Genomic DNA, 25,917 nt, shown 5'->3' with positions numbered 1-25,917 from the left:
GGTCCTTAGATTTCAATCTTGCTGCCCAGCTCGACCACCGAGTTGCTGGGCAGCTTGAGGAAGCTGGCCGCGCCGCTGGCGTTCAGGTGCATTTGGGCGAACAGTTTTTCGCGCCATTGCGCCATGCCGCCGCCAAGCGTGGGGGCGATGGTGTCGCGGCTCAGGAAATAACTGGTGCTCATCGGATCCAGATGAAAACCACGGCCCTTCATCAACTGCAGCGCGCGCGGCAGATCGGGGTCGTTCTTGAAGCCGTAGTTCACCACCACCTGCCAGCAATCGTGCCCCAGCGCTTCGAGTTCCAGGCGCTTGTCCATGCCGATCCAGGGCACTTCGTGGTTGAACACCGTGACAAACAGGTTGACCTCGTGCAGCACCTTGTTGTGCTTGAGGTTGTGCAGCATGGCATTGGGCACGGTGCCGGACGCCGCGGTCAGAAACACCGCGGTGCCCGCGACGCGGGTTGGCGGGCTGACAAACACGGCTTCCAGAAAGCTGGTCAGATCGATGGCATCGGCGGCCAGCTTTTTGTTCATTAGACGCCGGCCATCTTTCCAGGTCAGCATCACGGTGAAAACCCCGGCGGCAATCAACAATGGAAACCAGCCACCATCGACCAGTTTGAGCAGGTTGGAGCTGAAAAACGCCAGGTCCACCACAAAAAACACGCTGGTCGCGGCCAGGCACAGCGCCAGCGGGTAATGCCAGGCATAGCGGATCACAAAGAAGGTCAGCACCGTGGTGATCAGCATGTCCAGCGTGACGGCAATGCCGTAGGCGGCGGCCAGGTTGCTCGACGACTTGAACAGCATGACCGCCAGCACAATCAGCACAAACAGCCCCCAATTGACGAACGGCATGTAGATTTGCCCGGTTTCCTTGACGCTGGTGTGCCAAACCTGAAAACGCGGCAAGTAGCCCAACTGGATCACCTGTTTGGTGACTGAAAAGGCGCCGGTGATCAGCGCTTGCGAGGCGATCACCGTGGCCAGCGTGGCCAGACCCACCAGCGGCAGCAGGGCCCAGTCGGGGGCCATCATGAAAAACGGGTTTTTGACGGCGGTCTGGTCATGCAGCAGCAGCGCCCCCTGGCCAAAATAATTGAGTGTGAGGGCTGGCATCACCACGCAAAACCAGGCCAGCCGGATCGGTTTTTTGCCAAAGTGGCCCATGTCGGCATAGAGCGCCTCGCCGCCGGTGACGCACAGCACCACCGCGCCCAGGATGATGAAGGTGGTGAGCGGCTCAGCCCACATGAAACGCAGCGCATGGTGCGGGCTGAGCGCCCAAAGCACAGCGGGGTTGTGCGCAATGTGCCACAGCCCCAGCGCGGCAATACAAGCAAACCAGACCAGCGTGATCGGACCGAAAAATCTGCCGATGTCGGCGGTGCCGCGTTTTTGCACCGCAAACAGACCAAACAAAATCACCAGCGTGAGCGGGATCACCGCCTTCTTGAAATTGGGCGACACCACTTCCAGGCCTTCGACCGCTGACAGCACCGAGATGGCAGGTGTGATGACGCCGTCGCCATAAAACAGGCAGGTGCCAAAAATACCGACAAAGAGCAGCACGCGGCGCAGGCGCGGCTTGTCTTTGACCGACTGCGAGGCCAGCGCCAGCATGGCCACCAAGCCGCCCTCGCCGTTGTTGTCGGCGCGCAGCACCAGGGTCACGTATTTGAGCGAGATGATGACCGTGAGGGTCCAGAAAAAGATCGACAAAATGCCCAGCACATTGTCGGGTGTAAACAGCACATGGCCCGAGCCGAAGACCTCCTTGACGGCATAGAGCACGCTGGTGCCGATGTCGCCATAGACGACCCCGATGGCGCCCAGTGTGAGGGCGCGCAGCGACGATTGGGATATAGCCAAATAGTCACCCGGCGGCTAGCGGCGACGGGCTCCGTGGTTTGAGGGAACGCTATTTTGCGTCAGAAACGCAGGCTATTCGAAATCCTGCGCGTCGGGATCGGTCGCTTCCAGTTCGTAGCTGGCGGCGAGCATGGCCAGACGCCCGATCACGCCGTACATGTAGAACCGGTTGGGCACGCTGGCGCCGGGTTTGACGCCGGGCTGTGGCAACTGGGTGCTGTGCTCGAACGCCAGCGGCACGTAACCGGCACCGGGGGCGTTCAGGTTTTCATCGATGCCGCGCCCGGCATGCACGCGGTAGAAACCGCCCACCACATAGCGGTCCATCATATAGACCACGGGTTCGGCCACGGCGTCGTTGACGCGTTCCTGCGTCAGCACGCCTTCCTGCACCATGAAGTCATGCGGCAACAGCGGTGTTTTGCGGCCTTTGGTCAGGGACTGGATGCGCGCCTGCAGGCTCTGCATGTCCTTGGCATCGCGCACGGTGACAATGCCCAGCTCATGGGTGCCGTGGTCGGCCTTGACCACCACGAACGGTTTTTCCTTGATGCCGTATTCCTTGTACTTGCGCTTGACGCGGGCCAGCACCGTATCGACCTGGGTTTGCAGGCATTCGAGGCCGCTTGCCTGGTCCAGATTGACGTTTTCGCAGCGGTCGAAAAGCGGATAGGTCAACCAGGGGTCCACCCCCAGCAGCTTGCCCAGACGCTTGGACACCTCTTCGTAGCATTTGAAGTGCGTGCTTTTACGGCGTGTGGGCCAGCCCGCGTGCAGCGGCGGCAGCAGGTACTGCTCGTAGGTTTCTTCCAGAATGCCGGGCACGCCGGCGCTCAGGTCGTTGTTGAGCAAAATGGTGCAGGGATCGAAGTCCTTGAGCCCAAGGCGGCGCTTGCTGCGAAGGACTGGCTCCAGCGTGACCTTGTCGCCATTTTGCAGCTCGAAGGTGGTGTTTTTCTTGATGGCCGGGTCGATCGAGCCGAGCCGCACGTTGAGGCCCGCCATGTTGAAAATGCGCTGCAACTGGGCCATATTGGCCAGGTAAAAGCTGCTGGGCTGGCCGTTTTCGGGGATCACCAGCAGATTGCGCGCCTCGGGGCATATTTTTTCGATGGCGGCCATGGCCGCCTGTACCGCCAGCGGCAGCATTTCGGGGGTGAGGTTGTTCCAGCCACCCGGGTACAGGTTGGTATCGACCGGGGCCAGCTTGAAGCCGGCGTTGCGCACGTCCACCGAGCTGTAAAACGGCGGCGTGTGCTCCATCCACTCCAGCCGGAACCAGCGCTCGATGGCGGGCATGGAGTCCAGCACGCGCTGCTCCAGCTCATTGATGGGGCCCGTCAGGGCGGTGATCAGGTGCGGAACCATAGGAGACCTTGCATAGTGTGGTCGTTGATTTTAAGGGCCTACTTGCCGCCTTCAGCCAGCCAGTGCACCAGCGTCGTGGCGGTCTCTGCGCTCAGACGTTCATGGGCATCGATGTGCTCCAACGGCTCGCCTGTGCGGTATTTGGTGACAAATTTGGCCACGGCGTCGGCATCGCCCCTGTATTTGCCCAATTTGCTGGCAAGGCTTTCAAAGTTGGGCGCCTCACCGCGCGGGTAGGCACCGTGGCAACTGTAGCAACCATGGTCGATGGCCAGTTGCGGGCTGGCGTGGGCGGCCCCCGTCAAGGCCAGGGCGCCCACGCCCAGGCAAGCAAAAAAGTTGTTCATGGAAATCTTTCAATAAAACAGCAGGCCTGAGCCGGTTCAGGCGCGCACTTCTCCCTCGCCCAGCACCACGTACTTGAGCGAGGTCAGGCCCTCGATGCCGACCGGGCCGCGGGCGTGGAACTTGTCGGTGCTGATGCCGATCTCGGCACCCAGGCCGTATTCAAAACCGTCGGCAAAGCGGGTGCTGGTGTTGACCATCACGCTGGCCGAATCGACCTCGCGCAAAAACTGCTGCGCGTGCATATGGTCACGCGTCAGGATGGCATCGGTGTGATGGCTGGAGTACTGGTTGATGTGGGCAATGGCCTCGTCCACACCGGCCACCACCTTGATGCTGATGATCGGCGCCAGATATTCCTCGAACCAGTCGGACTCCAGCGCGGGCTGCAACACCATGGCTTGCGGGCAGGCTTGCAGCAGCGCCAGGGCTTCCGGGTCGCAGCGCATCTCGACGCCCTTGGCCGCATAAATGGCGCCAATCAAAGGCAAAAATTGGGCGGCCACGCCGCGCGCCACCAGCAGGCTCTCGGTGGCGTTGCACGGGCTGTATTTGTTGGTTTTGGCGTTGTCAGCCACCTTGACGGCCATGGCCAGGTCGCAGGGGTTATCAACAAAAGTGTGACAGTTGCCGTCGAGATGCTTGATAACCGGAACCTTGGCGTCGCGGCTGATGCGCTCGATCAGCCCCTTGCCGCCGCGCGGAATGATCACATCGACATACTCGGGCATGGTGATGAGGTCGCCCACCACGGCGCGATCGGTGGTCTGCACCAGTTGCACAGCGTCTGCGGGCAGGCCGGACGCGATCAAGGCCTGCTGAACCAACCGGGCCAGCGCCTTGTTGGAATCGATGGCCTCCGAGCCGCCACGCAGGATGCAGGCGTTGCCGCTTTTGATGCTCAAGGAAGCCGCTTCGATGGTGACGTTGGGGCGGCTCTCGAATATCATGCCGAAGACACCGATCGGCACGCGCATCTGTCCCACGCGAATGCCGCTGGGCTGCTGGCGCAGTGCGGTGATTTCGCCGATGATGTCGGCCATGGCGGCCAGCTGCTCACAGCCCTGGGCGCAGGTCTCGATCACTTTTGGACTGAGCTTGAGCCGGTCCACCATCGGCGCGGCCAAACCCGCCGTCACGGCTCGCGCCAAGTCTTTGGCATTGTCGATCTGCAGCGCCTCGACATTGGCGCGCAGCAGTTCGGCAAGTTTGCGCAAGGCGGCGTTTTTAACAGCGGCCGGCGCTTTGGCCATCAGGGCAGAGGCCTGCTTGGCCTGCCGGCCCAGGGCCAGGGTGTCGGTGGTAGGCATCTTCATGATGGTTCAGGGACGTGGCATGGCCTCCGGCAAAGACCGGCCCAATTGCCGCTCCAGCTGGGTCAGCGAGATCACGCCGCGGATGCGCGCCGGGCCTTGTGCGGTGGCTGCTTGCACCACCAGCAGGTGGCTGTGCTTGAGTTTTTTGAAGGTGGCAATCACCTGGGCCACGGTGCTCGACTTGAGTTCATCGTAGTCGAGCGCGTCCAGCTTCGAGAGCGGTATCATGACATCGGCCACCGACAGATCCTGCCGCCGGATGTGGCGCTCGTTGACCAATCGCATCGGTCTTTCGCCGGCCATGTCAGCCAGCGTGATCAGGCCGTCCACGCACGGGAAACCGCTCACCACGAACAGCGAGCGCACGCCCTGATGGATCATGGCCTGCTCGGCCTGGTCCAGCGAGATGTGCGGATCGATCGTGGCCGCCTTGACGCTGGCCAGGTCAGTCATGACCTCGGTGCCGGGCGAATGTTCTGTCACCGTGCCATGCGCTTTGGGCTGCGCTTGCGGAATGCAGGTGTTCGCTGGAAATCGGAAGGTGGACAAGGCAGTGGCGTGCATGAAAGTCTCCTGGAAATGGTTGGCTCAAGGAAGCGGAAATCGGTGAAACGGCAGTCAGGCTGTCGCTCCGGATATGGAATCGTACTTGATTTGCATCGACGGGTCTGCTGGACACCAAGTCGATGGAATAAGTCTGTTTTCTGGGGAAAACACCAGCACACAAGTCGGGCGAGTTGACCAATAATCACGTCTTGCTCATATTTGTCGTTTCAAACCTTACTGACTGGAGATTGATCCCCATGCTTCTTATCAAAAAAATCGGCCTCGCCCTGACTCTGGGCGCCGCCCTCATCAGCAGCGCCGCGCTGGCCCAGCAACAGCAATTTGTCAATGTGCTCACGGGTGGCCAAAGCGGCGTCTATTACCCGCTGGGCGTGGCCTTGTCGCAAATTTATGCCAAAGCCATCCCCAACACGCGTTCCACCGCGCAGGTCACCAAGGCCTCAGCCGAAAACCTCAACCTGCTGCAAGCTGGTCGCGGTGAATTGGCGCTGGCCTTGGCCGATTCCGTGTCGGATGCCTGGAAAGGCGACGCCGAGGCCGGCTTCAAGACCAAGCTCGACAAGCTGCGCGGCCTGTCGGCCACCTACAACAACTACATCCAGATCGTGGCCAATGCCGACTCGGGCATCACCACCCTGGCCGACCTCAAGGGCAAACGCATCTCGGTGGGCGCCGCCAAATCAGGCACCGAGCTCAACGCCCGCGCCATCCTGAAGGCCGCCGGCCTGAGCTACGCCGACCTCGGCAAGGTCGAGTATTTGCCGTTTGGCGAATCGGTCGAGCTGATGAAGAATCGCCAACTCGATGCCACGCTGCAGTCTGCTGGTCTGGGCGTGGCCTCGATCCGCGACCTGGCTACCTCGGTCAAGATCGTCGTGGTGCCGGTGCCGGCCGATGTGGTCGGCAAGGTGGGCGATGCCGCCTACCAGGTTGCCGTCATCCCGGCCAACACCTATGCCGGCCAAACGGCAGACATCGCCACCGCCGCCATCCCCAACTTTCTGGTGACGCACTCGGGCGTCTCCGACGAGCTGGCCTACCAGATGGCCAAGACCATGTACGACAACATCGACACGCTGTATGCGGCGCACAATGCGGCCAAGGCCATCAAGCGCGAAAACGCCGTCAAAGGCATGCCGGTGCCACTGCACCCTGGTGCTGCCAAATACTACAAGGAAGTGGGCCTGATCAAGTAAACGAGTTGTGCCCTGCTGCGGCCCCGCTGTCGGGGCCGTTTTTGTTTCAGATGTCTGCGAGATGCCCATGAGTGATGACCACGAACCCCAAACCAAAACGCTGAGCGGTGCCATCTTTTGGGTCGCGCTGCTGTTTTCCAGCTTCCAGCTCATCACGGCGGCGTTCAGCCCCTTGTCGAGCCAGGTGGTGCGCGCGGTGCATGTGGGTTTTGTGCTGCTGCTGATCTTTGCGCTGTATCCGCCTTTTGCCGACAGCACCCGCCATGCGGGCAAGGGCCAGCTTTTGGGCTGGCTGCTGGGCCTCACGGGCTTTGTCTTCAGCCTTTACCACTGGGTGTTCGAGGCCGACCTGACGCAGCGTGCCGGTGAGCTCATTCCCATGGACTGGGTGATCGGCGTGGTCACCGTGGCGTTGGTGTTCGAAGCCGCTCGGCGCGTCATGGGTTGGGGCCTGCCTATCATTTGCGCAGTATTTCTGCTCTACGGCCTGTTTGGCCAGCACCTGCCGGGTGCCCTGGCGCACCGGGGTTTTGGCGTGGACCAGATCGTCAGCACGCTGGGTTTTGGCACCGAGGGCATTTATGGCACGCCAACCTATGTATCGTCCTCCTACATTTTTCTGTTCATCCTGTTTGGCGCTTTCCTGGAGCAGGCCGGCATGATCAACCTGTTCAACGACTTTGCCATGGGCATGGTCGGCCACACCCGCGGCGGCCCGGCCAAGGTGGCCGTGATCTCGTCAGGCTTGATGGGCACCATCAATGGCTCGGGTGTCGCCAATGTGGTCACCACGGGCCAGTTCACCATTCCGCTGATGAAGCGCTTTGGCTACAGCCCGGCCTTTGCAGGTGGCGTCGAGGCCACCAGCAGCATGGGCGGCCAGATCATGCCGCCGGTGATGGGTGCAGTGGCTTTCATCATGGCCGAGACCATCAACGTGCCCTATGTTGCGATCGTCAAGGCCGCGCTGATCCCGGCTATCCTGTACTTCATCACCGCGTTCTGGATGGTGCACCTGGAAGCGGGCCGCAAGGGGCTCAACGGCTTGCCCAAAGACCAATGCCCCAACCCGTGGACGGCTGTGCGACTGCGCTGGTACCTGCTGCTGCCGCTGATGGGCTTGGTGTTGCTGCTGTTTTCGGGCTACACGCCGCTGTTTTCCGGCACCGTGGGGCTGGCGCTCACCGTGGTGCTGATATTTGGCGCAGCGGTGATGACCGGGGTCAGCAACCTGGCCTTGCGCGGCCTGTTCTGGGCGTTGCTGGGGCTGGCCTGCGCCGGTTTCTTCCAGTTCGGCGTCGGCACGTTTTTTGTCGTGGTGGCGCTGCTGGTGGCCTTCACCCTGATCCGGCGCGTGGGTGCCGATGCCCGCACGCTGGCGATTCAGGCCATGGTCGATGGTGCGCGCCATGCACTGCCGGTGGCCATTGCCTGCGCCCTGGTGGGCGTCATCATCGGCATGATCAACCTGACGGGTGTGGCAGCCGAGCTGGGCGGGCGCATCATCGCGGTGGGCGAGGACAGCCTGTTTCTGGCGTTGCTGCTGACCATGGTGATCTGCCTGGTGCTGGGCATGGGCATTCCGACCATTCCCAACTACATCATCACCAGCTCGTTGGCGGCACCAGTGCTGCTGAAGCTGGGCGTGCCGCTGCTGGTGTCGCACATGTTCGTCTTTTACTTTGGCATCATGGCCGACCTGACGCCGCCGGTGGCGCTGGCTGCTTTTGCCGCAGCGCCGATTGCGGGGGTCAGTGGCCTGGCCATCAGCATCCAGGCGCTGCGGGTGGCCATTGCGGGTTTCATCGTGCCGTTCATGGCGGTCTATAGCCCGGCGCTGATGCTGCAAAGCGGAGATTGGCTGGACACGACCTGGATTGTGCTTAAAGCGCTGGTGGCAATTGCCATGTGGGGCGCGGGCGCCATCGGCTTTTTGATCACGCCACTGAACTGGACGGAGCGCGTGGTCGCCATTCTGGCGGCCAGTCTGCTGGTGGCGGCGTTGCCCTTCACGGACGAACTGGGCCTGGGGTTGATTGCCGTTTTTGTTGTCTGGCATGTCTGGCGCAGCCGCGCTTCTAAGTGACGGGTTGAGGATTGGCAATTGAGCGCCCTGGGCATCTGCCTGAGCCTGGCTGCCGCGCTGCAAGGGGCACCCGCCGTGTTTTTTCCGGTGACCGAGTTCACGCTGGCCTGGACCCATTCGATCGAAAAAGTGCGCTGGGAAGAAGACTACGCGGTGCGGGTCGACGCTGTGCGTGGGCAGCCGGTGCTGCACGCGGTGCAAGCCCGGGTGCGCGGATCGGCTGCCGGCATGGAGCCGCCGCCCGATGCGGTGTTGCGCCAGGGCTGGTACCAATACACCCCAACGTTCACCAACCCGCCTGAGTTGCGCCTGACCCGCTCGGAGTTCACCCCCGATTACGAGGTGTGCGTGCAGGCACGCTGCCAGCCGCTGTCCGACTGGTTGGCCTCAGACGGCGGCGTCACACTGCTGAAAGCCTGCAGCAAGCCCGAATAGGCAGTTGGCATCAGCGTGCAGAGGGCAAAAAAATCGCCTGCAAATCGTTCAAAAAGTCAAAACCGCGCACGCTGGGTTGGATGCGCGTGCCTTGCACATCGAGCAGGCCTTGCGCCTGCGCCTGGTCCAGCCCGGCTTGGAGCGCCGACAGCGGCATGCCGGTGCGTTCGGCAAACAGGCTGACATCGAATCCACTCGCCAGTCGTAGCGCGTTGAGCATGAACTCAAATGGCAGTTCAAACCGTTTGACATCCATGTCCTGCACCACGCACTGCCCTGCCACGGCCTGCGTCATGTAGAGCGCCGGGTTGCGGGCGCGCACCTGGCGCACCACCCGGTGGGCAAAGCTGAGCTTGCTGTGGGCACCAGCGCCAATGCCCAGATAGTCGCCAAACTGCCAATAGTTCAGGTTGTGCGCACTGGCGTGGCCAGGCAGGGCATAGGCCGAGACTTCGTAGCGTTGCAGCCCCGCAGCGCCTGTCAGGTCAGTGATCAGGTCCAGCATGTCGGCGGCCAGGTCGCCGTCCACGGCGGCCGGCGGGAATTTTGCAAAGTAGGTGTTGGGCTCGATGGTGAGGTGGTAAATCGACAGGTGCCGGGGCACCAGTGCCAGCGCGGTTTCAACGTCTGCGCGCAACTGGTCAAGCGTCTGGCCGGGCAGTGCGTACATCAGGTCCAGATTAAAAGTGTCAAACGCATGCGCCGCCTCCTCGACCGCCGCGATGGCTTGGGCGCGGTCATGGACCCGGCCCAGCACGCGCAAAAAATCGTCGTTGAAGCTTTGCACACCCACCGACAGGCGCGTGACACCGGCGGCACGGTAGGCCTTGAAGCGGTCTTTCTCGAAGGTGCCGGGGTTGGCTTCCAGCGTGATCTCTGCGTTTGGGGCAAGTCTCACGCGTGCCCTTATGCCCGCCAGCAGCTGATCGATGGCTTGCGGCGAGAACAGGCTGGGCGTGCCGCCGCCCATGAACACGGTTTGCACGCTGCGGCCCCAGATCAGCGGCAGCGCGGCTTCCAGGTCGGCCATCAGGGCATCGATGTAGGCTTGCTCGGGCAGATCGGCAGCGCGCATTTCATGCGAGTTGAAATCGCAATAAGGACATTTTTTGAGACACCAGGGCAGGTGCATATACAACGACAAGGGTGGCAGGCTGCCGAGTTGCAGCGTGCCGGGGCGCATGTAGTGCTGGATGTCGCGTGTCGAGACAGGTGTATCCGTGAAGGTGGCTTCTTGCTGGATCGGGATCATGGTGGAGCTTGAGGAAGCCGCCCAAAGGGCCTGCCTCGCGGGTTCAGCTACCAATGGCTCAGGTTTTTGACCCTTCACAGCCAGCGCTCACGCATCAACGCCACCATGGCAGACGCGGCCCGCCCCCGGTGACTGTTCGCGTTTTTGATTTCAACCGGCAGCTGGGCAAAAGTCAAACCAAACTCCGGGATGAACATCACCGGGTCGAAACCAAAACCATTGGAACCCACCGGTTCGCGGGCAATTTCGCCGACCACCCTTCCCACCGCCACCAGCGGCTCGGGGTCATCGGGCGAGCGTAGCGCCACCAGCGTGCTGACCAGCGCTGCGCGCCGGTTGTCGATATCTTGCATCTGCTCCAGCAGGGCGCGCACGTTGTTGTCGTCGCCCTTGGGGTAGCCGAATTGGGTGGCATAAAAAGCGGTTTGCACACCCGGCAAGCCGCCAAAGGCATCGACGCACAGGCCGGCGTCGTCGGCCATGGCGGGCAGGCCGCTGAGCCGGGCGGCGTGCCGCGCCTTGGCGAGCGCATTCTCGATGAAGGTGTGAAACGGCTCTTCTGCCTCGGCAATGCCAAGCTGGCCTTGAGGCACCAGTTCAAAACCCAAGGGCGCAAACATGGCCTGCAGTTCGGCCAGCTTGCCGGAGTTGTTGGAGGCCAAGACCAGTTTCATGACCGCGACGGCCGGGCGAGCGCCGCCTGTTGCATTTGGATCAGCTCACGAATGCCCTGGTCGGCCAGCGCCAACAACGCATCCATCTCGACGCGGCTGAAGGCGGCGCCTTCGGCAGTGCCCTGCACTTCCACGTAATGGCCGCTGGCCGTCATGACCACGTTCATGTCGGTGTCGCAGGCCGCGTCTTCGGTGTATTCCAGGTCGAGCAGCGGCGTGCCCTGCACAATGCCGACCGAGATGGCTGCCACCGCTTCACGGATTGGCGACTGGCTCAGTTTGCCTTGCGCCAGCAAGCCGTTGACCGCGTCTTGCGCCGCCACAAAAGCGCCGGTGATGGCGGCCGTGCGAGTGCCGCCATCGGCCTGGATCACGTCGCAATCGAGGTGCAGCGTGCGCTCGCCCAGCACAGTCAGGTCGAACACCGAGCGCAGGGCGCGGCCGATCAGGCGCTGGATTTCCTGGGTGCGGCCGGTCTGCTTGCCGCGCGCGGCTTCGCGGTCGCTTCGGCTGTGGGTGGCGCGCGGCAGCATGCCGTATTCGGCGGTGACCCAGCCCTGGCCGCTGCCCTTTTGATGTGGCGGCACCTTGTCGAGCACCGAGGCGTTGCACAGCACTTTGGTGTGGCCAAACTCGATCAGCACCGAACCTTCGGCGTGGCGGGTGTAGTTGCGGGTGAGGGTCACCGGGCGCAGGGCGTTGGCGGCGCGTGCGCCTGTTCTTGCATAAGCGGTCATGTCAGGGGCTCAAATTGTTCGGTCGTCGGGACCTGTGCTTCAGTTACTTCGATCGTTGTCGTCGGCTAGAAGTAAATCGACCTCCTGGATCGATACGTTGGCGATGTCACCCTGCCCGGGTTCCGCATAATTCGGCGTTTGCCAGGCGAGTGCCAGACAGGTGACGTTGTCGCTGTGCGGTCCAGCCTTGAGAAGCGCCTGATCAACCAGGTCGGGCACCGCGTGTTCCACCGTTTTTTGACTCAGCTCGCTGACGATGTCCTGTTCGGGCAGGCTGGACCACAAGCCATCAGAGCAGAGCATGAGTTTGTCGCCTGGCTGCAAAGCCACGGGCATGGCCAGGCTGTAGATGGGCTTGACGGGCGAGCCCAGGCAGGTGAACAGAACATTGCGGTTGTGCTCGGCGTGGGCAGTGTCCGGAAGGCCGCGACTGCGTTCAACAAAAGAATGATCCTGGGTGCGGGCCAGCAGTTGCTGTTGGCGCACCATATAAAGCCGGGAGTCGCCACAATGGACCCAACTGACCCGGCCGGACTGGATGACCGCCACCACAAGGGTGGTACGCGGTGAATCACTCATGCGTTTGTCCGTCGCGTAGTTGAGAATCCGCAAATGCGCCGCCATCACGGCGTCGCCCAGAAACTCGGCCACATCATCCAGTTCGGGTTGGGCCATTTTTTGAAACATGGCGGCCACGGTTTCAATCGCCAAAAAAGCAGCCACTTCGCCCTCGGGGTGTCCGCCCAGACCATCGGCCAGCATCAGCACGGCGCTGTCACGGGTGTAGCAATAACCCATGCGGTCTTCGTTGGCCTTGCGGCCCCCTTGGCGACTCGTCTGGAAGACAGAAAACCTCATCAGAAGTTCTTGCCTATTTGCGTGACCATGAGGACCGTTTTTTTGGTGCTGGTCATGACGCTGTCAAACTGAAGCTTGACCTTGTCGCCCACCGTCAGTTGGGTGTAACGCCGTGCCCCGGTGCGGTTCAATTCCTTTTGCAGGGCAAAGACGGTCTGCGGCCGCTTTTGTGGATCCAGCTCCATGCACCAATGCACAATCTCAAGCAGGTCGTCCGAGTAAACACCTTGCAAACGCTTCAAGGTGTTGAGGGTTTTGTCTTCGGGCGCGCGTTGCGGCGCATCGCTGGGTGGGAAGCCGTGCATACAGGCAAACATGCACGCACCGATCGCGTAAATATCGGTCCAGGGACCCATGGTGGTGTCGCGCCGGTACATCTCCGGCGCGGCAAAGCCGGGGGTGTACATGGGGCGGATGAAGTTGCCTTCTTTGCTCAGCACTTCGCGCGCAGCGCCAAAGTCGATCAGCACGGCCTTGTTGTCGTCGGTGATGAAAACATTGGCAGGCTTGATGTCGAGATGCAGCATTTTGTGCTGGTGGACGATGCGCAAGCCGCGCAGAACTTCATCGAACAGCGAGCGGATGGTGGATTCGCGAAAGACCTTGGCTTGTCTGAGATTGCGCGCAGTCACAATGAAATCTTGCAGACTGGCGCCTTCCAGAAAGTTGGTCACCATGTAAACGGTTTCGTTTTCCCGGAAAAAATTCAGCACGCTGACCACCGAAGGATGGGAGATTTGCGCCAGCGAGCGCCCTTCTTCAAAAAAACTTTTCAGACCCAGCCGGTACAGCGACAGCTTTTCAGGTGATATCTGGGGCTGCAGCTGGCCCGGCGCGCGACTGACCAGCGAGGCCGGCAGATATTCCTTGATGGCGACCTGCTGGCCATCGTCCCCCGCAGCCAGATAGACCACGCCAAAACCTCCAGCGGCGACCCGTCGGATCACCCGGTAACCGCCGATCGGGGTACCTGGCATTAACGAGGAGGGTTTGGGGTTGGCCATATTTTCGAATGAACGGACATCGGTTGTCGCTGGAACCGGGTTATTCTTGACACCATTCAACACAACAGATTATTGATATGTCAGTTTACAGCATGACGGGTTACGCCAGCGCCCAGCACAACCCCGCCGCGGCTTCCCCAGCGGCCGACGTCCCGGCAGCGTCAGCCGCGCGGCTGGGTCTTGAAATCCGCTCGGTGAACAGTCGTTATCTCGATTTGACCTTCAAGCTGAGCGATGAATTGCGCGGCTTCGAGCCGGCCTTGCGCGAGTTGCTCGTGCACCGCCTCAAGCGCGGCAAGGTCGAAGTGCGCGCCGTCCTCGAAAGCCATGCGGCCAGCTTGGTGACCGAGCCTTCCGCGCGGTTGCTGCAACGCCTCAACACGATCCAGGACAGCGTCAAGGCCTGGTTGCCGCTGGCCACGCCCTTGAGCGTGGCCGATGTGATTCGCCTGACGGCGGGTGGCGCGGTGACCGAGCAGGATTGGCAGGCTGAGTTGATGGCGCTGGCCGAGCAGGTGCTGGCGGCGCTGCTGGCGGCGCGTGAACGCGAGGGCGCCCGGCTTGCCCTGATGCTGCAGGACCGCATGGTGCAATTGCGCAGCCTGGCGGCGCAAGCCGAGCCGCTGGTGCCGCAATTGGTGGCGCAGCAGCGCCAGCGTTTCCTGGACCGCTGGCGCGATGCCATGGGACTGGTCGAAGGCGGTTCGTTGCCCGAAGCCGCGCAAGACCGGGCGCTGGCCGAGGCCACCGCGTTTGCCATTCGCATTGATGTGGCCGAGGAACTGACTCGCTTGAGCTCGCATCTGGATGAACTGGAGCGGCTGATCGCCAAGGGGGGCGAAATTGGCAAGCGGCTCGACTTTCTGATTCAGGAACTGCACCGCGAGGCCAACACGCTGGGTTCCAAATCGGCGGCACTGGAACTCACGCACATCTCGGTGGACATGAAGGTGCTGATCGAGCAGATGCGCGAACAGGTGCAAAACATAGAATAAATCCCCTCGGTTACTTTTTCACAAAGCCCCTTCTGATGGACTACCCCGGAAATTTGTTTGTTGTGGCCGCCCCAAGCGGCGCTGGCAAGTCCAGCTTGGTCAGAGCGCTGCTGGAGCTCGACGCCCAGGTGCGGCCGTCGGTGTCGCACACCACGCGCGCGCCGCGCGGCCAGGAAAAGCACGGCCGCGAATACTTTTTTGTTTCCGAGCCAGAGTTCGATGCCATGGTGCAGGCCAACGCGTTTGTCGAGTGGGCGAAGGTCCACAACCACCGCTACGGCACGTCGAAAAAAGCCATCGAAGAGCGCATGGCGCAGGGCTCGGACGTCATTCTTGAAATTGACTACCAGGGTGCGCTGCAAATCAGGAGCCTATTTGCCAATGCCGTCACCATCTTCATTTTGCCACCCAGCTGGGAAGAGTTGCGCTCGCGTCTGGAGCGCCGCGGCGAAGATACCCCCGAGGTCATTGACGCCCGGCTCGTGAATGCCGCCGCCGAGATGGCGCAGGTGTCGCAGTTCGACTTCGTTATAATCAACGAGTCGTTTGACCGCGCCGTGTTTGACCTGAAAACCATCGTGCATTCACAGCGGCTCAAGTATCTGGCGCAGCGCCGCGCCAGGGCAGACACCTTTCAAGCACTGCATATTGCCTAGTGCGCCCCACCTGGTTTTGGAGAATTCATGGCCCGTATCACTGTTGAAGACTGCCTGTTGCAGATTCCTAACCGCTTCCAATTGGTGTTGGCGGCATCCTACCGTGCACGCATGCTCAGCCATGGCCACGCGGCCAAAGTCGAGAGCAAGAACAAGCCGGGCGTGACCGCCCTGCGTGAAATTGCAGCTGGCAAGGTGGGCATCGAGATGCTGAAAAAAGTGCCTCTGTAAGCACGCCATCGGCAGCCTGTGAAAAGCACCGCTTGCGGTGCTTTTTTGTTTTTCATTCACAAATTCGCATTCGGCGCGCTATATTCATGGCATGTGCGCCGCAACCAACCCGAACCCGCCAAAAGCAAGCCAAGGCCCGCCCCTGCCCAAGGTGATGAGTGCGGCTGAATCGAATGCCGCAGCGGCCAGTTTCGCGCGCCTGACCAGCCGGCTCGACTACCTCAGTGCCGCCGACCTGGCCAGTGTCAAATCGGCCTACCGTTATTCAGACGAAGCGCATTTGGGGCAACTGCGCAACAGCGGCGAGCCCTACATCACCCACCCGATTGCGGTGGCGGCCCAATGCGCCGAATGGAAACTCGACGCCCAGGCGCTCATGGCCGCCCTGTTGCACGATGCCATGGAAGATTGCGCGGTCACAAAAACGGACCTGATCGAGCGCTTTGGTTCGCCGGTGGCTGAACTGGTGGACGGCCTGACCAAGCTCGAAAAACTGCAATTCAACACGCGCGAGGAAAACCAGGCCGAGTCGTTCCGCAAAATGCTGCTGGCCATGGCGCGCGATGTGCGTGTGATCCTGATCAAACTGGCCGATCGCACCCACAACATGCGCACCCTGTCCGATGCGCCACGCACCAAGTGGGCGCGCATTGCCTCTGAAACGCTGGAAATCTATGCCCCGATTGCCCACCGGCTGGGGCTCAATCAAACCTATCGGGAGTTGCAAGACCTGTCATTCAGATACCTGCGACCCTGGCGCTACGCCATTGTGAGCAAAGCGGTGGCCAAGGCCCGCGGGCGCCGCCGCGACCTGATCCAAAAAGTGCAAGCCGACCTGGAGGCCACCTTTGAGCGCCATGGCATGACCGTCAGAATCTACGGTCGGGAGAAATCCCTTTATTCGATCTACCACAAGATGGACGAAAAAAACCTGAGCTTTGCCCAGGTCACCGACATCTATGGTTTTCGCGTGATCGTGCCGGGTCTGATCGACTGCTACACCGCGCTCGGGCTGCTGCACCAGCTCTACAAACCGGTGCCCGGCAAGTTCAAGGACCACATTGCCATCAGCAAAATCAACGGCTACCAGTCCTTGCACACCACCCTGGTGGGGCCCTCAAGCATCAATGTGGAATTTCAGGTGCGCACTGAAGCCATGCACCTGGTGGCGGAAACCGGCATTGCCGCACATTGGTTGTACAAGGAAAGCCCCGACGAGTCCAAGGCCAACCCGGACCGCCTGGGGTCGAAGTGGCTGCAGTCCCTGCTCGACATCGGCAATGAAACCCACGATGCCAATGAGTTTTGGGAGCATGTCAAGGTTGATCTGTTTCCCGATGCCGTGTATGTTTTTACCCCGAAAAGCCGGATCATGGCCATGCCGCGCGGCGCCACCGTGGTCGATTTTGCCTATGCCATCCACAGCAACGTGGGCGACCACGCGGTGGCAGCCAGGGTCAACAACGAGCAGGTGCCGCTGCGCACTGAAGTGCAAAACGGCGATGTGATCGAGATCATCACGGCCAAAGAGTCCTACCCCAACCCGGCCTGGATGGGATTTGTCCGCACGGCGCGGGCGCGCTCCAAAATTCGCCAGCATTTGCGCTCGCTGGCACAGGACGACTCGCAAAACCTGGGCGAAAAAATGCTGGCGCAAGCGTTGCGCGCCGAGGGCATCGAGCACCTGCCCGACGAGCAGGGTGCGATGGCCGGTGTCTGGGACAAGTTGCTGCGTTTCAGCGGCAACCGCACCCGTTCCGACTTGCTGGTGGAAATCGGCCTGGGTCGGCGCATCGCCAGCATCGTGGCCAAGCGGCTTGCCAAGCTGCTGTCCGACGCGGGCGAAAAGCCAAATGCCTTGCTGCTCACGCGCGAGCGTTTCATGGCCGGAGAGGCTGTGGCCCAGGGCGGTGTCGCCATCGATGGCAGCGAGAACACCTCGGTGCGTTTTGCCACTTGCTGCCGACCTGTTCCGGGCGATCCCATCTTGGGTTACCTGGGTCGTGGTGAGGGCCTGACGGTTCACCACCGGGACTGCCAGGTGGCCGTCAAGCTCAAAAACAAGGACAGCGAGCGCTTCATCGTGGTGGAGTGGGCCGATGAGCCGGTGCGCACTTTCGAAACCGGCATCGTGGTGACAGTGAACAACGGCAAAGGGGTGCTGGCCAAGGTGGCGTCTGCCCTGGCCGCTGCAGAGGTGGACATCATCCAGATCAACATGGCCGACGAGTCGCCGCAAGGCGCAGTCGATCTGAAATTCATCATTGCCGTGCGCGATGCGCAGCAACTGGAAAGCGCGCTGCGCAATTTGCGCCACACGCATGTCGTGCTCAAGGCGCAAAGAATCACCAATAGCAATTAGTGTGGTGGCGGATCGTCCCCGCCTTGGCGCCATTCCGGCAGATACTGACGAAAGCGCCAGAAGCGGCCCAGCAGCGGTTTGACGCTGGTGCCGTGCACAAAAATGGACAGTGTGACCACGATCAGTGTCAATTGCATCAATTCCAGCGCCAGCGCTTCGGGCAGGCCATGCTGGATGGCAAACATCAGGTAGTACAGAGAGCCAATACCCCGCACGCCAAACCAGCCGATCAGGCTGCGGATGGTCCAGCTGGTGCGGGTGCCCAGCAAGCCGGTCAGGACACTCACCGGACGCACCACGGCGAAGACAAAGAGCGCCAGCGCCACAGCGCGCCAGCTCCAGGAATCAAGAAACAGCGAGCCGCCGATCAGCAGCACCAGCATCAACTCCGAGAGCCGTTCCAGATGTTCCTTGAAGATCAGGGATTGCGCACTGATGGTTGCCGTGGCTGGAGTTTGCCCGGTGACGGATGTGCTGGTGTCGCCCGGTGCTGGTGCGGGGTCTTGTCGTTCGGCGTCGAGGTGCCTGACTTCGGTCTGGCGCAGCGCCACAGCGGCAAAAAACACCGCCAGAAAACCCCAGGCATCCACCATCACGCTCAGGCCATAGACCACGCCGATCAAACCCAGGCCGAGAAAGTCGTTCATAAGGGGTTGGGTTGGCGCGAGGCGGCGCAATGTGCGTCCCCAATGGGCCAGCGCCACACCGGCTGCGACGCCGATGGCAATACCCGCTGAGGTGGCCCACAGCACATCGACCAGCACCCAGCGCAGGCCGGAGTCGCCCAGATCGTGCAGCCCGAGCAGGCCCATGCCCAGCATCACAAACGGAAATGCGCTGCCGTCGTTCATGCCGGCTTCACAGGTCAGGGTAAAGCGCAACTGGTCGCGGTCGCCCGGATGGCGGGTCTGCACGTCGGTCGCCAGCACCGGGTCGGTAGGCGACAAAATGGCCCCCAGCAAAATGCCCGCACCTAGCGGCAGACCCAAGGCGTAGCAGGCAAAGGCAGCGATCAGCCCGACGCTGGCTACCATCGACACCGAGGCGAGCATCATCGGCGCCCGCCAGCGCGCCAGGCTCACCGGTACCGGCATCTTGACACCGGCTGAAAACAGCGAGATCAGCACCACCACTTCGGTCAGCACTTCCAGCAGCGCCGATTCCTTGAGCGGATTGAAGTGGAAGAAATTGAACACGGTCGGCCCCACCAGCATGCCCACCGCCAGATAGACAATGGCCGGCGTGACGGGCAGATTTTTCAACAAAGACGCCGTCAGGCCGCGCGTCAGCAGCAGCCCGCCAACCAGCAAAAACCATAGCGCATTAGTCATGTTTTGCGATGTTCATATTGTCTTCAGGTCTGGTTGCTGGCCAGTTCGCTGGCAAACGTGCATCGGGCGCGAGTTGCCAGTAATCGATGGCGATCTGAGGCGCTGGCACATTGGCGCAGGTGCCGTCGTCCACGCGGCCAGATAAATTGAAAAACGCGCCCTGCACCAGCAAGATCAGCACACGGATCCAGCCATAGTCGCTTTCCATGCGGTGCGCAGCAACGCTCACCCTGCCCGCTACTGCGACCACTGTTTCCAGCACCACCGCAAGAGGTCCGTATCGCTTGGCAAAAAAAGTGTCGGGAAAGTGTTGGAAGACATTCACAGCGAAGCGGGCGATGCTCATCGGCGCCCACGGCTTTGCCGGTGTCGCTGGCATGTTCATGGGTTCGGTCACCGTCAAGGTGGTTCAACTCAGGCCAGATCGAACCGGTCAGCATTCATGACCTTGACCCACGCCGCAATAAAGTCCTGGACAAACTTTGCCTTGTTGTCATCCTGGGCATAGACCTCCGCGTAGGCGCGCAGGATGGAATTTGAGCCGAAAACGAGGTCAACCCGGGTTGCCGTCCATTTGACCGTGCCGCTCTTGCGCTCGCAGATGTTGTACAGGTTGCGCCCGGCAGGTTTCCAGGTGTAGGCCATGTCGGTCAGGTTGACGAAGAAGTCGTTGCTCAGGGCACCCACCCGGTCGGTCAACACACCGTGCCGGGTAGCGCCGTAGTTGGTTCCGAGCACGCGCATGCCACCGACCAGTGCCGTCATCTCACACGCGGTCAGGCCCAGCAGTTGGGTCCGGTCGAGCAACAGTTCTTCGGCGCTGACCACGAAGTCTTGCTTGAGCCAGTTCCGGTAACCGTCGGCCAGCGGCTCCAGTACCGCAAACGACTCGACATCGGTCATTTCCGCCGTGGCATCGCCCCGGCCTGGCGCGAAGGGCACGGTCACCTCGAAACCTGCCGCCTTGGCCGCCTGCTCGACGCCGACGTTACCGGCCAGCACGATGACATCGGCCACGCTGGCCCCGGTCTGCGCTGCAATGCCTTCCAGCACGGCCAGCACCCTGGCCAGCCGGGCGGGTTCATTGCCCTCCCAGTTCTTTTGCGGAGCCAGACGGATACGCGCGCCGTTGGCGCCACCGCGCTTGTCCGAACCGCGGAAGGTGCGGGCGCTGTCCCAGGCTGTGGTCACCATGTCGCTGATGCTCAGGCCACTGGCGGCAATCTTCGCCCGGGCGGCAGCCACCTCGTAATCGGTGCGGCCCGCGGGCACCGGGTCTTGCCAGAGCAGGTCTTCCTTGGGCACATCCGGGCCAATGTAGCGGGCCTTGGGGCCAATGTCGCGGTGCGTCAGCTTGAACCAGGCGCGGGCAAACATGTCCGAGAAATAGGCTGGGTCCTGGCGGAATCGTTCGGCGATCTTGCGGTACGCGGGATCAAACTTCATCGCCATGTCGGCGTCGGTCATGATCGGTTTGCAGCGGATCGAGGGATCTTCGACGTCAACCGGCATGTCTTCTTCCCTGATGTTGACGGGTTCCCACTGCCAGGCGCCCGCCGGAGACTTGTACAGCCACCAGTCGTGGCCGAGCAGCAAGTCGAAGTAGCCGCCTTTGCCGACATTCCATTGGGTCGGATGCGTCGTCCAAGCGCCCTCGATACCGCTGGTCACGGTGTCGCGGCCGATGCCTCGGCTGGTGTGATTCATCCAGCCCAGGCCCTGTTCTTCCAGCTCGGCGGCTTCGGGGGGCGGGCCCAGCTTGGCGGCAGCACCGTTGCCATGCGCCTTGCCGACAGTGTGGCCGCCGGCGGTGAGCGCCACGGTTTCCTCGTCGTTCATCGCCATGCGCTCGAAGGTCACGCGCACGTCATGGGCGGTTTTGAGCGGGTCGGGTTTGCCGTCCACACCTTCGGGGTTGACGTAGATCAGGCCCATCATCACGGCCGCCAGCGGATTGTCCAGCTCGCGTTCGCCCGAGTAACGGCTGTTGGGACCACCACTGGGCGCCAGCCATTCTTTTTCAGCGCCCCAGTAGATGTCTTTTTCGGGGTGCCAGATATCTTCGCGGCCAAAGGCAAAACCAAAGGTCCTCAGTCCCATAGACTCGTAAGCCATGGTGCCGGCCAGGATGATCAGGTCGGCCCAACTGAGCTGGTTGCCATATTTCTTCTTGATCGGCCACAACAGGCGGCGCGCCTTGTCCAGATTCGCGTTGTCGGGCCAGGAGTTCAGCGGCGCAAAACGCTGGTTGCCCTTGCCGCCACCGCCACGTCCATCGGCGATGCGGTAGGTGCCAGCCGAGTGCCAGGCTATGCGAATCATCAGGCCGCCGTAGTGGCCCCAATCTGCCGGCCACCAATCCTGGCTGGTGGTCATCAGGGCTTTAAGGTCCTTTTTCAGGGCATCGACGTCAAGTTTTTTGACCTCTTCGCGGTAGTTGAAGTCCGCGCCCATCGGGTTGGTTTTGCTGTCGTGCTGGTGCAGGATGTCCAGGCTCAGCGCTTTGGGCCACCAATCTGTTTTTGACATACTGGCCGATGTGGCGCCACCATGCATGACGGGGCATTTGCCAGCAGAACTCGGATTCTTGTTTTCCATTTCGCGCTCCTTGAGTTGCGTTGTTAACCGAACCACTATAGACCTGAACGCACCCTGCCGGGATAACCTGATGCGACGTAAGGACGCGGAAATGGCCATGTCAAGCGGCGGGGATCGCTACTCCACCGTGACTGACTGATGTCGCTTTTACCATTCGCTAACCCATTGATTGCAACGACTTTTTTTTGGCATAGGGGCGTGAGTTCATTTCAATCATGAGTGCGTTTGTGCCGTCCTTTACAGCGTATCCCGATTTCTTGGTGACATCCAAGTGCTCAATATTGTCATCAACCAACGGCAACTGAAACTGCACCTCTAACCAATGTGTCTGGTTGTCTATCAGGTGAACATCGATCACGGTCACCAGTCCCTGTAGCAGTTCTTTTTTCTGCTCTGGGGTAAAACTTTTGTAAGCGTCGATTTTTTTCCGGAATTTACCAACCCAATCAATCCAACTTTTCTGTTGCTGAACGCCGGCGACAAATGCCTCAAGACGCTCAATTTCCGCTTTGATTTGGAGTGTTTCTTTGGTGATGGTTTCCTTGATTTTTGGATATTGAGCTGGTGTGATGCGCCCCATCAAGCGTTCCGCTTCCAAATCAGTCAGACTGTCCTCGCTCTTCGCCAGGGTCTTTTTCAACTGACGTACCCTATTGGTGGAAACTTTGACTTCGTGATCTGACGCTTTCAGACGTTGACCACCCTCGCCCAAGGCATCTCTTTTTACTGCCTCTTTAATCAGTGAACTCTTTGACAAAGCATCAAGGACAGCATTCCACACAAGATCGTCTGTCGCTGCAAGGTTCAATGATCTTGTCATCTCACACACCCGACCACGCTTCCACTTTTCATCATCCGGGATCTGGAACTTCCTCCACTGCCTTTCCTTTTTTGGACAGTAGTAGTGATTTTTGCTCTGATGCTCTGAATAGATACCGGACATCCACGTCCCGCAATGACCACAACGAAGGATGGTTTTCAGCAAGTAGAAATGTTTGACCGGGTTAGTAGCACTTCGATGAACCATGTTTTGTTCACGGGTTGCCTGAACTCGTGTCCAAAGGTCTGCTGAAAGAATTGGTGGGCAGTCAGTGCGGATTTCCTCGCCACTTTTCCCATCCTTAAAGTCATAGTGCCCTACATAATGGGAATTGCGCAGCAGCGCTTGTAATGACCCAAGTGTCCAAGTTCCTCTCTTCCGCCTCGGTTCAACGCCATTGCGATCCAACTCTGCCTTGATATCCATCAGTGGAACTCGATCAGCATACCGTTCGAAGATCACCCTGATCCATTTGGATTCATTTTCATTGACCACCAGTTTCCGGTCTTTAATTTCGTATCCGTACGGAGGTGGTCCCCCTAGCCAATATCCTTGCCGAATCCGCGCCAATTTGCCAAGTCGTGTCCGCTCGGTTCGCTGGGCGTTGTCAAACTGCCCAACGGCATCAAGAATTTGCTTTAGAAATTGGTCCTGAGGGTTTGCAAGGTCGTACTTGCCTTCCTTGTTGTAAAGGGTGACGCCGTGCTTGTTGCACTCGTATCGAAAAATGGAGCTGACGTAATCGTTACGGGATAGGCGAGACTGGTCATACACAAACAGGTGCTTGACCGCCCCACGTTGAATTTCCGTCAGCAGTTGCGACAACACGGGTCGCTTGTCGATTTCTTCGTGATTGGAAGATTTGCCGCCTTCGTTCCAAACTTTGAAATCGAAACCAAGGTCCTTGGCACGCTTCTCCCCCAGTTCACGCTGAAAGTCCAAGGACATACCTTCGTCCGCTTGTACTGCGGTTGATACCCTTGTGTAGATGTGAAGGATGTCAGACAAGGTCTACTACCTTTCGCCGAGCGTCACTATCACCGTCAATGTATCGCTGAGTAGTTTGAAGACTGCTGTGCCCTGCCAACCACTGCACGTCTCTAAGGGAACCGCCAACGGTGGATATCTTTTTTGCTGCATTCGTAATGAACGTCCTTCGACCGCTGTGGGATGAACAACCAACTAACCCTGCTTTAGCGTACCACCCTTTGAACATGTTTACGACAACCTGAGCACTGGTAGCACTTCCACGTTGTGTCTGTACGATCCTCTGCTGCAGAAGGTCGCTCAATGAACACCGTCGCAAAGCACGACAAAGGTGCTCCTCAAGATCACCTTTCAAATGCTTGTTGATCGGGATGGTGCGACCAGATTTACCCTTGGATGCAATATTCTCTAAAGAAATCTGTTCAGCAATTAACCCAGACGCATCCACCACCATGGACCAAGTTAATCCCGCAATCTCTTTGGCGCGAAGACCTGCCTTTACCGACAGCAGAAAGATGAGACGGTTACGCTCGGGTTCCCTTGTTAGTTCCAAGGATAGGTAAAGACCATCCGCTTGCTGTTTGGTCAAAACTTTTGCTTGCTTACCAAGTGCCATAATTTATCCCATTATAAAAATGCCAAATGCCATTTTATTAAAACGAGATGAATATGTACATTGTTACCGTCGACTCAAATTCCCTTTTAGATCAATAATTTAGAGTGTCTGATTATATTTTAGTAATTCTATAATGAATTTAGTCAAAAGATCGCCTTTGGCTTTCATTTGATGAAGATCGTTGAGCGCGATCCGGGTATTCTCAAATGCCGGTACGCATTTGGAAAATAAGGTCATGTCAACAGACAGTACCTGACATCAGTTCAGTCGAATACTGCTGCGCTGCGGCTAGACAAACCACAACAAGTCACATTTAATCATCGCAATCTATTCAATTGCTCTGATGATCGCGTTTCCAAAGTAAGCCGCTAGTCTTGGTGGTACAGCATTACCAATTACAATTGCTGAGAACTGTATATTGTCTTCCGGATAAAAAATATATTCTTCTGGAAATGTCTGGAGTAACGCAGCCTCACGAGGTGTCAAACCTCTATTCTGCCGAAGATCGTAGTGCGCAAATCTACCATTGCTAACTGAAACACACTTGGTCGTTATAGTAGGTGCTAAAGCAGATCCACTCAAACGTGTATAGACGTCGCTAAATGACCGCGTACCCGATTTTTCTTCTAATCGATTATGGCAATCCAAAGTCAAGTCACCATACGGAGTATTGGAGAGGTAAGCATTACTTCCTCCAGGTGGGGCGCTAGCTATTCTTTTTAAATTAAGTGGCGAAAGAGCTCGCGCCCTGTGGTTTGGATCGAATGGATCAACATCGCCAGCGGCAAGCGCCGGCAGATGACCGATTGCCTCGGATACAGTGACAATTCCATCACGTTCTTCATCCATCTCAGGCACTTCAATTTCACCCGGATAAACTCTTGCATCGATACCAATACCAATGGTTCGACGACGATTTTGTGGTACACCAAACTTAGATGCGTTGATTACCTTGGCTTGGAATGAATAGCCATTCCTCTTCAAAGTACGCTTGAATCCTCCAAGTACAGAATCCTCAGTTTTACCAATCATACCTTCAACGTTTTCACAAATTAACGCTGCAGGTCTAAACTCCTTAATTAATGCCAATGTCGTAGTCAACAGATTGGCATCATTTTTTCGCTTGAACTGGCGACCTTCGGACATCTCAATTTTCGTTATCTTCGTAAACGGCTGGCATGGCGCGCATATTGCAAAAACCAGCTTTACCTTACGAATACCATGCAGTCGCTTAAAGTTCCGAATAGCAACTTCAATTGCGTCTCGAATTTCATGCTGCTGTCCGTTGGGGTGAGACCTAGTCTTTGGAAAAATATCTTTACAAATATATGCTGGATTTGTTCCGTCGGGATTTTTATTTTGTACGTACGTCCGCTCGCAAAGCGGCTGATTGTCAACTCCACCAAGAACGTGGATCCCCGCTTGGATCAGTCCGTTAGTCATTCCACCAGCTCCACAGAAAAAATCTATGGCAACAACAGGAATAGAGTTCATAGTCAAGTTAAATTCAGCTCAGTATTGGTGAACGCTAAGGGCGACGAAGCCTCGATCCACGCACGTGACCGGGTACGCCGATTCTAGTGCAACAAAGCGATCCCCATGGTCGAAC

Annotated in this window: 23 protein-coding genes; 7 read left to right on the top strand and 16 right to left on the bottom strand. The window is 59.2% G+C overall.

Going from position 1 to position 25,917, the window contains the following annotated elements:
• Positions 1 to 5: 5 nt before the first annotated feature.
• The 5 genes from PHF15_RS08395 to PHF15_RS08375 all read right to left on the bottom strand — a co-directional run bounded on the left by PHF15_RS08395 (position 6) and on the right by PHF15_RS08375 (position 5,467).
• A complete protein-coding gene (locus PHF15_RS08395) occupies positions 6 to 1,874 on the bottom strand; it encodes a potassium transporter Kup (RefSeq protein WP_300120286.1) in 1,869 nt (622 codons plus the stop codon).
• A 72-nt stretch (positions 1,875 to 1,946) separates the two neighbouring features.
• On the bottom strand, positions 1,947 to 3,242 hold the full coding sequence (gshA, locus tag PHF15_RS08390) for a glutamate--cysteine ligase (RefSeq protein WP_300120285.1): 1,296 nt from the start codon (positions 3,240 to 3,242) through the stop codon (positions 1,947 to 1,949).
• A gap of 38 nt (positions 3,243 to 3,280) precedes the next feature.
• The gene (locus tag PHF15_RS08385; RefSeq protein WP_300120284.1) at positions 3,281 to 3,589 is read right to left on the bottom strand and encodes a hypothetical protein; all 309 of its coding nucleotides are present in this window, start codon (positions 3,587 to 3,589) and stop codon (positions 3,281 to 3,283) included.
• Between the two features lie 36 nt (positions 3,590 to 3,625).
• Complete coding sequence (locus tag PHF15_RS08380) at positions 3,626 to 4,903, bottom strand: glutamate-5-semialdehyde dehydrogenase (RefSeq protein ID WP_300120283.1); 1,278 nt, start codon at positions 4,901 to 4,903, stop codon at positions 3,626 to 3,628.
• Positions 4,904 to 4,909: 6 nt separating this feature from the next.
• The gene (locus PHF15_RS08375; protein ID WP_300120282.1) at positions 4,910 to 5,467 is read right to left on the bottom strand and encodes a CBS domain-containing protein; all 558 of its coding nucleotides are present in this window, start codon (positions 5,465 to 5,467) and stop codon (positions 4,910 to 4,912) included.
• Positions 5,468 to 5,706: 239 nt separating this feature from the next.
• Here PHF15_RS08375 and PHF15_RS08370 point away from each other — a divergent pair, with 239 nt between their 5' ends.
• From PHF15_RS08370 to PHF15_RS08360, 3 genes are all read left to right on the top strand, one after another.
• Positions 5,707 to 6,666 carry a TAXI family TRAP transporter solute-binding subunit gene (locus PHF15_RS08370; protein WP_300120281.1) on the top strand — a complete coding sequence of 320 codons (960 nt, stop codon included), beginning with the start codon at positions 5,707 to 5,709 and terminating at the stop codon, positions 6,664 to 6,666.
• 67 nt (positions 6,667 to 6,733) lie between these two features.
• Positions 6,734 to 8,752, top strand: a complete 2,019-nt coding sequence (locus PHF15_RS08365; protein WP_300120280.1) for a TRAP transporter permease — start codon at positions 6,734 to 6,736, stop codon at positions 8,750 to 8,752.
• An 18-nt stretch (positions 8,753 to 8,770) separates the two neighbouring features.
• Entirely contained in the window at positions 8,771 to 9,187 is a 417-nt protein-coding gene (locus tag PHF15_RS08360; RefSeq protein WP_300120279.1) for a DUF1850 domain-containing protein, read from the top strand.
• 10 nt (positions 9,188 to 9,197) lie between these two features.
• Here the strand turns inward: PHF15_RS08360 and hemW are convergent, their stop codons facing one another.
• From hemW to PHF15_RS08335, 5 genes are all read right to left on the bottom strand, one after another.
• Positions 9,198 to 10,439 carry a radical SAM family heme chaperone HemW gene (gene hemW / locus PHF15_RS08355; RefSeq protein ID WP_300120277.1) on the bottom strand — a complete coding sequence of 414 codons (1,242 nt, stop codon included), beginning with the start codon at positions 10,437 to 10,439 and terminating at the stop codon, positions 9,198 to 9,200.
• Between the two features lie 74 nt (positions 10,440 to 10,513).
• Positions 10,514 to 11,113: an RdgB/HAM1 family non-canonical purine NTP pyrophosphatase gene (gene rdgB, locus PHF15_RS08350; RefSeq protein ID WP_300120275.1), complete on the bottom strand. Its 600-nt coding sequence runs from the start codon at positions 11,111 to 11,113 to the stop codon at positions 10,514 to 10,516.
• Positions 11,110 to 11,850, bottom strand: a complete 741-nt coding sequence (rph, locus tag PHF15_RS08345) for a ribonuclease PH (RefSeq protein WP_300120273.1) — start codon at positions 11,848 to 11,850, stop codon at positions 11,110 to 11,112. Before rph ends, rdgB begins: the two co-directional genes overlap by 4 nt.
• A 39-nt stretch (positions 11,851 to 11,889) precedes the next feature.
• Positions 11,890 to 12,708 (bottom strand): protein phosphatase 2C domain-containing protein, encoded by an 819-nt coding sequence (locus tag PHF15_RS08340; protein ID WP_300120272.1) that lies wholly within the window; start codon positions 12,706 to 12,708, stop codon positions 11,890 to 11,892.
• Positions 12,708 to 13,712, bottom strand: a complete 1,005-nt coding sequence (locus tag PHF15_RS08335; protein WP_300120270.1) for a serine/threonine-protein kinase — start codon at positions 13,710 to 13,712, stop codon at positions 12,708 to 12,710. The genes PHF15_RS08340 and PHF15_RS08335 overlap by 1 nt, the downstream gene beginning before the upstream one ends.
• 77 nt (positions 13,713 to 13,789) lie before the next feature.
• On the opposite strand from PHF15_RS08335, the gene PHF15_RS08330 reads away from it, so the two are divergent.
• The 4 genes from PHF15_RS08330 (at position 13,790) to PHF15_RS08315 (ending at position 17,956) form a co-directional block, all read left to right on the top strand.
• Positions 13,790 to 14,707 carry a YicC/YloC family endoribonuclease gene (locus PHF15_RS08330; protein WP_300120268.1) on the top strand — a complete coding sequence of 306 codons (918 nt, stop codon included), beginning with the start codon at positions 13,790 to 13,792 and terminating at the stop codon, positions 14,705 to 14,707.
• 35 nt (positions 14,708 to 14,742) lie between these two features.
• Entirely contained in the window at positions 14,743 to 15,363 is a 621-nt protein-coding gene (gmk, locus tag PHF15_RS08325; RefSeq protein ID WP_300120266.1) for a guanylate kinase, read from the top strand.
• Between the two features lie 27 nt (positions 15,364 to 15,390).
• Positions 15,391 to 15,594 carry a DNA-directed RNA polymerase subunit omega gene (gene rpoZ / locus PHF15_RS08320; RefSeq protein ID WP_296541503.1) on the top strand — a complete coding sequence of 68 codons (204 nt, stop codon included), beginning with the start codon at positions 15,391 to 15,393 and terminating at the stop codon, positions 15,592 to 15,594.
• Positions 15,595 to 15,748: 154 nt separating this feature from the next.
• Positions 15,749 to 17,956 (top strand): bifunctional (p)ppGpp synthetase/guanosine-3',5'-bis(diphosphate) 3'-pyrophosphohydrolase, encoded by a 2,208-nt coding sequence (locus PHF15_RS08315; RefSeq protein ID WP_300120332.1) that lies wholly within the window; start codon positions 15,749 to 15,751, stop codon positions 17,954 to 17,956.
• Here PHF15_RS08315 and PHF15_RS08310 read toward each other — a convergent pair.
• The 6 genes from PHF15_RS08310 to PHF15_RS08285 form a co-directional block, all read right to left on the bottom strand.
• Complete coding sequence (locus PHF15_RS08310) at positions 17,953 to 19,287, bottom strand: sodium:proton antiporter (protein WP_300120264.1); 1,335 nt, start codon at positions 19,285 to 19,287, stop codon at positions 17,953 to 17,955. The genes PHF15_RS08315 and PHF15_RS08310 overlap by 4 nt on opposite strands.
• On the bottom strand, positions 19,280 to 19,690 hold the full coding sequence (locus tag PHF15_RS08305; protein ID WP_300120263.1) for a hypothetical protein: 411 nt from the start codon (positions 19,688 to 19,690) through the stop codon (positions 19,280 to 19,282). Before PHF15_RS08305 ends, PHF15_RS08310 begins: the two co-directional genes overlap by 8 nt.
• 11 nt (positions 19,691 to 19,701) lie before the next feature.
• Complete coding sequence (gene katG, locus PHF15_RS08300) at positions 19,702 to 21,885, bottom strand: catalase/peroxidase HPI (RefSeq protein ID WP_300120262.1); 2,184 nt, start codon at positions 21,883 to 21,885, stop codon at positions 19,702 to 19,704.
• A 157-nt stretch (positions 21,886 to 22,042) separates the two neighbouring features.
• Positions 22,043 to 23,713 carry a recombinase family protein gene (locus tag PHF15_RS08295; protein ID WP_300120261.1) on the bottom strand — a complete coding sequence of 557 codons (1,671 nt, stop codon included), beginning with the start codon at positions 23,711 to 23,713 and terminating at the stop codon, positions 22,043 to 22,045.
• Complete coding sequence (locus PHF15_RS08290; RefSeq protein WP_300120260.1) at positions 23,706 to 24,308, bottom strand: site-specific integrase; 603 nt, start codon at positions 24,306 to 24,308, stop codon at positions 23,706 to 23,708. The genes PHF15_RS08295 and PHF15_RS08290 overlap by 8 nt, the downstream gene beginning before the upstream one ends.
• Positions 24,309 to 24,635: 327 nt before the next feature.
• Positions 24,636 to 25,802, bottom strand: a complete 1,167-nt coding sequence (locus PHF15_RS08285) for a DNA cytosine methyltransferase (RefSeq protein ID WP_300120258.1) — start codon at positions 25,800 to 25,802, stop codon at positions 24,636 to 24,638.
• Between the last annotated feature and the right edge of the window lie 115 nt (positions 25,803 to 25,917).

The organism is Rhodoferax sp. (assembly GCF_028689295.1).
Lineage (GTDB): Bacteria > Pseudomonadota > Gammaproteobacteria > Burkholderiales > Burkholderiaceae_C > Rhodoferax.
Note: the sequence above shows the minus strand (reverse complement) of the source record. Positions and strands in the feature narration are given on the sequence as shown.

What these genes read in the sequence shown, in the direction of transcription:
- gmk (WP_300120266.1), top strand. Translation starts at nt 14,743, where the DNA reads ATGGACTACCCCGGAAATTTGTTTGTTGTGGCCGCCCCAAGCGGCGCT.
- rdgB (WP_300120275.1), bottom strand. Translation starts at nt 11,113, where the DNA reads ATGAAACTGGTCTTGGCCTCCAACAACTCCGGCAAGCTGGCCGAACTG.
- rph (WP_300120273.1), bottom strand. Translation starts at nt 11,850, where the DNA reads ATGACCGCTTATGCAAGAACAGGCGCACGCGCCGCCAACGCCCTGCGC.
- PHF15_RS08375 (WP_300120282.1), bottom strand. Translation starts at nt 5,467, where the DNA reads ATGCACGCCACTGCCTTGTCCACCTTCCGATTTCCAGCGAACACCTGC.
- PHF15_RS08385 (WP_300120284.1), bottom strand. Translation starts at nt 3,589, where the DNA reads ATGAACAACTTTTTTGCTTGCCTGGGCGTGGGCGCCCTGGCCTTGACG.
- PHF15_RS08290 (WP_300120260.1), bottom strand. Translation starts at nt 24,308, where the DNA reads ATGGCACTTGGTAAGCAAGCAAAAGTTTTGACCAAACAGCAAGCGGAT.
- PHF15_RS08380 (WP_300120283.1), bottom strand. Translation starts at nt 4,903, where the DNA reads ATGAAGATGCCTACCACCGACACCCTGGCCCTGGGCCGGCAGGCCAAG.
- PHF15_RS08370 (WP_300120281.1), top strand. Translation starts at nt 5,707, where the DNA reads ATGCTTCTTATCAAAAAAATCGGCCTCGCCCTGACTCTGGGCGCCGCC.
- rpoZ (WP_296541503.1), top strand. Translation starts at nt 15,391, where the DNA reads ATGGCCCGTATCACTGTTGAAGACTGCCTGTTGCAGATTCCTAACCGC.
- PHF15_RS08335 (WP_300120270.1), bottom strand. Translation starts at nt 13,712, where the DNA reads ATGGCCAACCCCAAACCCTCCTCGTTAATGCCAGGTACCCCGATCGGC.
- PHF15_RS08340 (WP_300120272.1), bottom strand. Translation starts at nt 12,708, where the DNA reads ATGAGGTTTTCTGTCTTCCAGACGAGTCGCCAAGGGGGCCGCAAGGCC.
- PHF15_RS08365 (WP_300120280.1), top strand. Translation starts at nt 6,734, where the DNA reads ATGAGTGATGACCACGAACCCCAAACCAAAACGCTGAGCGGTGCCATC.
- hemW (WP_300120277.1), bottom strand. Translation starts at nt 10,439, where the DNA reads ATGATCCCGATCCAGCAAGAAGCCACCTTCACGGATACACCTGTCTCG.
- PHF15_RS08310 (WP_300120264.1), bottom strand. Translation starts at nt 19,287, where the DNA reads ATGACTAATGCGCTATGGTTTTTGCTGGTTGGCGGGCTGCTGCTGACG.
- PHF15_RS08315 (WP_300120332.1), top strand. Translation starts at nt 15,749, where the DNA reads ATGAGTGCGGCTGAATCGAATGCCGCAGCGGCCAGTTTCGCGCGCCTG.
- PHF15_RS08285 (WP_300120258.1), bottom strand. Translation starts at nt 25,802, where the DNA reads ATGAACTCTATTCCTGTTGTTGCCATAGATTTTTTCTGTGGAGCTGGT.
- katG (WP_300120262.1), bottom strand. Translation starts at nt 21,885, where the DNA reads ATGGAAAACAAGAATCCGAGTTCTGCTGGCAAATGCCCCGTCATGCAT.
- PHF15_RS08330 (WP_300120268.1), top strand. Translation starts at nt 13,790, where the DNA reads ATGTCAGTTTACAGCATGACGGGTTACGCCAGCGCCCAGCACAACCCC.
- gshA (WP_300120285.1), bottom strand. Translation starts at nt 3,242, where the DNA reads ATGGTTCCGCACCTGATCACCGCCCTGACGGGCCCCATCAATGAGCTG.